Below are 3,876 nucleotides of genomic sequence, written 5' to 3'. Positions count from 1 at the left end.
AGCCGCCGCTGCGAACATCGCAGCGGCGGCTCTTATCGTCGTTGTTATGGGGCCCAGGTGCGGGCACCCTCGGCGGCTTCCTCGGCCTCGTGAACGCCAGCGACGCGGTGGGCACGGTTCACCGCGGAGACCACGGCGCGCAGGCTGGCGGTGGTGATCGACGACGCGATACCCACCCCCCACACGGTCTCACCATTGATCTCGGCTTCCACGTAGCTCGCCGCATTGGCATCGCCGCCAGCGGTCAGGGCGTGCTCGGTGTAGTCCAGGATCCGGACGTCGTAGCCGACAGTGCCCAGCGCGTCGACGAAGGCGGCCAGCGGACCATTGCCGGTGCCGGTGATCTCGCGCTCGGCGCCATCGATCTTCACCACGGCGCTGATCGAGTCGTCGCCATCGTCGTACTGGGCGGCATCGACCTTCTGGTGCATCCGCTCCAGCGGAGTGAGTGGCTCCAGGTACTCCTGGGCGAAGACGTCCCACATCTCCTTGGGGTTGACCTCGCCGCCCTCGCCGTCGGTGATCTTCTGGATCTCACGACTGAACTCGATCTGCAGGCGCCGCGGCAAGTCCATGCCGTGGTCGGCCTTCATGATGTAGGCGACGCCGCCCTTGCCGGACTGGCTGTTGACGCGGATCACGGCCTCGTAGTTGCGGCCGACGTCCTTCGGGTCGATCGGCAGATACGGGACAGCCCACAGAATGTCGTCGACGTCCTTATCCTGCGCGTCGGCGTCGAACTTCATCTGGTCCAGGCCCTTGTTGATGGCGTCCTGGTGGCTGCCGGAGAAGGCGGTGAAGACCAGATCGCCACCGTAGGGGTGGCGCTCGGGGACATTGAGCTGGTTGCAGTACTCGACCGTGCGGCGGATCTCGTCGATGTCCGAGAAGTTGATCTGCGGGTCGATGCCGCGGGCGAACAAGTTCATGCCCAACGTCACCAAACAGACGTTGCCGGTGCGCTCGCCATTACCGAACAGGCAGCCCTCGATGCGGTCGGCGCCAGCCAGGTAACCCAGCTCGGCGGCCGCCACGCCCTCGCCGCGGTCGTTGTGCGGGTGCAGACTCAGAATGATCGAGTCCCGGCGCGCCAGATTTCGGCTCATCCATTCGATGGAGTCGGCGTAGACGTTCGGGGTGGTCATCTCGACGGTGGCTGGCAGATTGATGATGAGCGGCGTGTCCGGAGTTGGCGCGATGACTTCGGAAACCGCATCGCAGACGTCCTTGGCGTAGCTCAGTTCGGTGCCGGTGTAGCTCTCCGGCGAGTATTCGTAGCGCCAGTTGGTGTCCGGGTACTTCTGGGCGATGGCCAGGCACAACTCAGCGGCGTCGGTCGCGATCTTTTTGATCTGCTCTTTGTCGGCGCGGAACACGACCCGGCGCTGCAGCACCGAGGTGGAGTTGTAGAAGTGCACGATCACATTGGGCGCCCCGTTGCACGACTCGTAGGTACGCTCGATCAGCTCCGGCCGGGCCTGGGTCAGCACCTGAATGGTGACATCCTCGGGGATGGCTCCGTCGTTGATGATCTCGCGAACGAAGTCGAAGTCGGTCTGGCTGGCCGACGGGAACCCGACCTCGATCTCCTTGTAGCCCATGCGGACCAGCAGATCGAACATGCGACGTTTGCGAGCTGGGCTCATCGGGTCAATCAGCGCCTGGTTGCCGTCGCGCAGGTCGACGGCGCACCACAGTGGGGCGCGGGTGGCGATATTGTCCGGCCAGGTGCGGTCCGGCAGCGAGATCTGCTCGACCTCGTCGGCGAAGCTCTGGTATCGGTGCACCGGCATAGCTGAATTGCGCTGCAGGTTGTAGGAAGGCTGGCCGACCGGAATCGGTCCGTTCGGGGTAACGATCCGGCTCGGGCCGGAAGCGAATGCGTCTGCTGCTGCCATGACTGGTCAAACTCCTTGGAAGAGGAAGAAAAAGGGGTTGACCGGCACGTTTCAGGGCCCGCGACGGAGGGCCGGTCGTGTCAGACCCCGCCGCGGCAACCGAGAAGGAGGGTGCGCTGCATACTGGCATCGTACGACAGCTCGCCATTCGCATCCAAGTGAGGTATGTCGCGACCTTCTTTGAACGTCGCTACCCGCCAGTGGGCCGCGGGACATTCAAAGCGGGTCGCCACACGCAGAGCGGTTAGCTGAAGCGGGTGCCCCACCGTCCGGCGAACGCGGTCTCGCTCAGTGGCAGCCGTTCGCGCGGCCAGGCGTCGCGTTCGCGGATCTCGGGGGTGAGCGATGCCGGGTCGGCGGCGAGCGCGCCGACGGCCAGGATCACCATCGGCCGGTAGCCGTCCGGAATGCCGAACGCCTCGACGACGTCCGATTTGCTGAAGCCAGCCATCGGGTGGCCGTTGAAGCCCAGCGATTCGGCCTGCAGGATCATCTGTCCCAGCGCCAGCCCGGCGTCCACGGCGCCGTACTCGTGCTTAGCCGCATCCTGGCCGTCGTCGGTGGTGACGACGGCGATCAATGCCACTGCTGCGGGAGCCCAACTGGCGTTGCCATGATTCAACGTGGCCGCCAGCTTGTCGTAGGTGGCATCGCCGCGGCGTCCGACGAGAAATCGGACCGGCTGAATGCGCCCCCAGGTGGGAGCCCAGCGGCCAGCTTCCAGGATCGTGGTCAGGCCGTCGTCGCTGATGGCTGCGTTGACGTCGTAGCCGCGGGCGCTCCAGCGGCCAGCGATCAGCGGGTGCACGGTGGCGGGGATATCGGGCATGGCCACCAGGGTAGGGCCTGGGCAGTTCAGTCGCGATCGCGCATCGCGTAGGCGACCACCGCGCTGAGCACTACCAGCGAGACTCCGCCGGCGATGGCCGCCGCGTGCATACCGCTGACAAAGGCCTCCTTGGCCGACGTCGCCAGCGAGTCGCCGTCCGGGCCGAGGGCCGCGGCCCGCACGAGCGTCTCGCCGAACGAGTCGGCGAAGCGCCCCTCGCCCTTCGAAAGGAAGACTGCGGTGGCAAGGGAACCGAGCAGCGCCAGTCCGAGCGCAGTGCCGAGCTCGAAGCTGGTCTCCGAGACGCCCGAGGCCGCGCCGGAGTGCTCTGGCGGCACCGAGCCGACGACGAGGTCGGTCACCAGCGCGAACTGAATACCGTACCCAATGCCTGCGACCGCAGTCAGTAGCAAGAAGATCCACAGTTCGCTGGTCACATTCAGCGTGAGAATGCCCAGATTGCCGATCGCGGCCAGCAGCAGGGACAGGGTCAACGTGCGCCGGACGCCGAGGTAGTCGGCGACGCGGGAGGCGCCGACAGAAAAGGTGGCAATGGTGACTGCCATCGGGAGCCCGGCGAAAGCGGCGGCGAGGACGTCGTACTGCTGGACCGACTGCAGGAAGACGTTGGCCAGATAGCTCATTCCGGCCTGCGACATCATGCCGACCAGGGCGATCGCGATGCAGGCGCTGAACGTGGCGCTGGCGAACAACTTCAGATTCACCAGCGGTGCCGGTGCGCGCCGCTGATGGGCCAGGAATGCTGCCAACATGGCCATGCCGAAAAGTCCGAGACCCATGTTTAACGCCGAGAATCCTTCGGCAGCAAGGGCCTTCACGGAGTAGACCAGGGGCATGATGCCGAGCAGGGAGAGCGCCACGCCGAGCATGTCGAACGGGTGGGTCGCCTTCACTCGGAACTCGGGCAGCACAAATGGTGCCAGCACGAACAGCGCGGCGAGCACCGGCACGTTGATCAGGAACACCACGCCCCACCAGAAGTGGTGGAGGAGAAGACCGCCGATCACTGGCCCCAGTGCGGCGCCGCCGGCGAAGGCTGCAGTCCAGACGCCGATCGCCTTGGCCCGGTCGGCATTGCGGGGGAACATGTTGGCGATCAGCGCCAGACTGGCTGGCATCAACGTCGCG

The 3,876-nt window shown here is 65.8% G+C and carries 3 protein-coding genes; all 3 read right to left on the bottom strand.

Going from position 1 to position 3,876, the window contains the following annotated elements; all coding sequences use genetic code 11:
• Positions 1-44: 44 nt before the first annotated feature.
• Complete coding sequence (leuA, locus tag WAW85_RS07585) at positions 45-1,898, bottom strand: 2-isopropylmalate synthase (RefSeq protein ID WP_422559016.1); 1,854 nt, start codon at positions 1,896-1,898, stop codon at positions 45-47.
• A 244-nt stretch (positions 1,899-2,142) separates the two neighbouring features.
• On the bottom strand, positions 2,143-2,706 hold the full coding sequence (locus WAW85_RS07580) for a nitroreductase family protein (RefSeq protein ID WP_422559017.1): 564 nt from the start codon (positions 2,704-2,706) through the stop codon (positions 2,143-2,145).
• A gap of 47 nt (positions 2,707-2,753) precedes the next feature.
• Positions 2,754-3,876 (bottom strand): MFS transporter (locus WAW85_RS07575; RefSeq protein ID WP_422559015.1); only part of this gene is annotated, 1,123 nt, incomplete at its 5' end.

It is taken from the genome of Gordonia sp. (in: high G+C Gram-positive bacteria), assembly GCF_049299075.1.
Taxonomy (GTDB): domain Bacteria; phylum Actinomycetota; class Actinomycetes; order Mycobacteriales; family Mycobacteriaceae; genus Gordonia.
The sequence above is the reverse complement of the archived record's forward strand: the minus strand, read 5'-3'. Positions and strand labels throughout refer to the sequence as shown.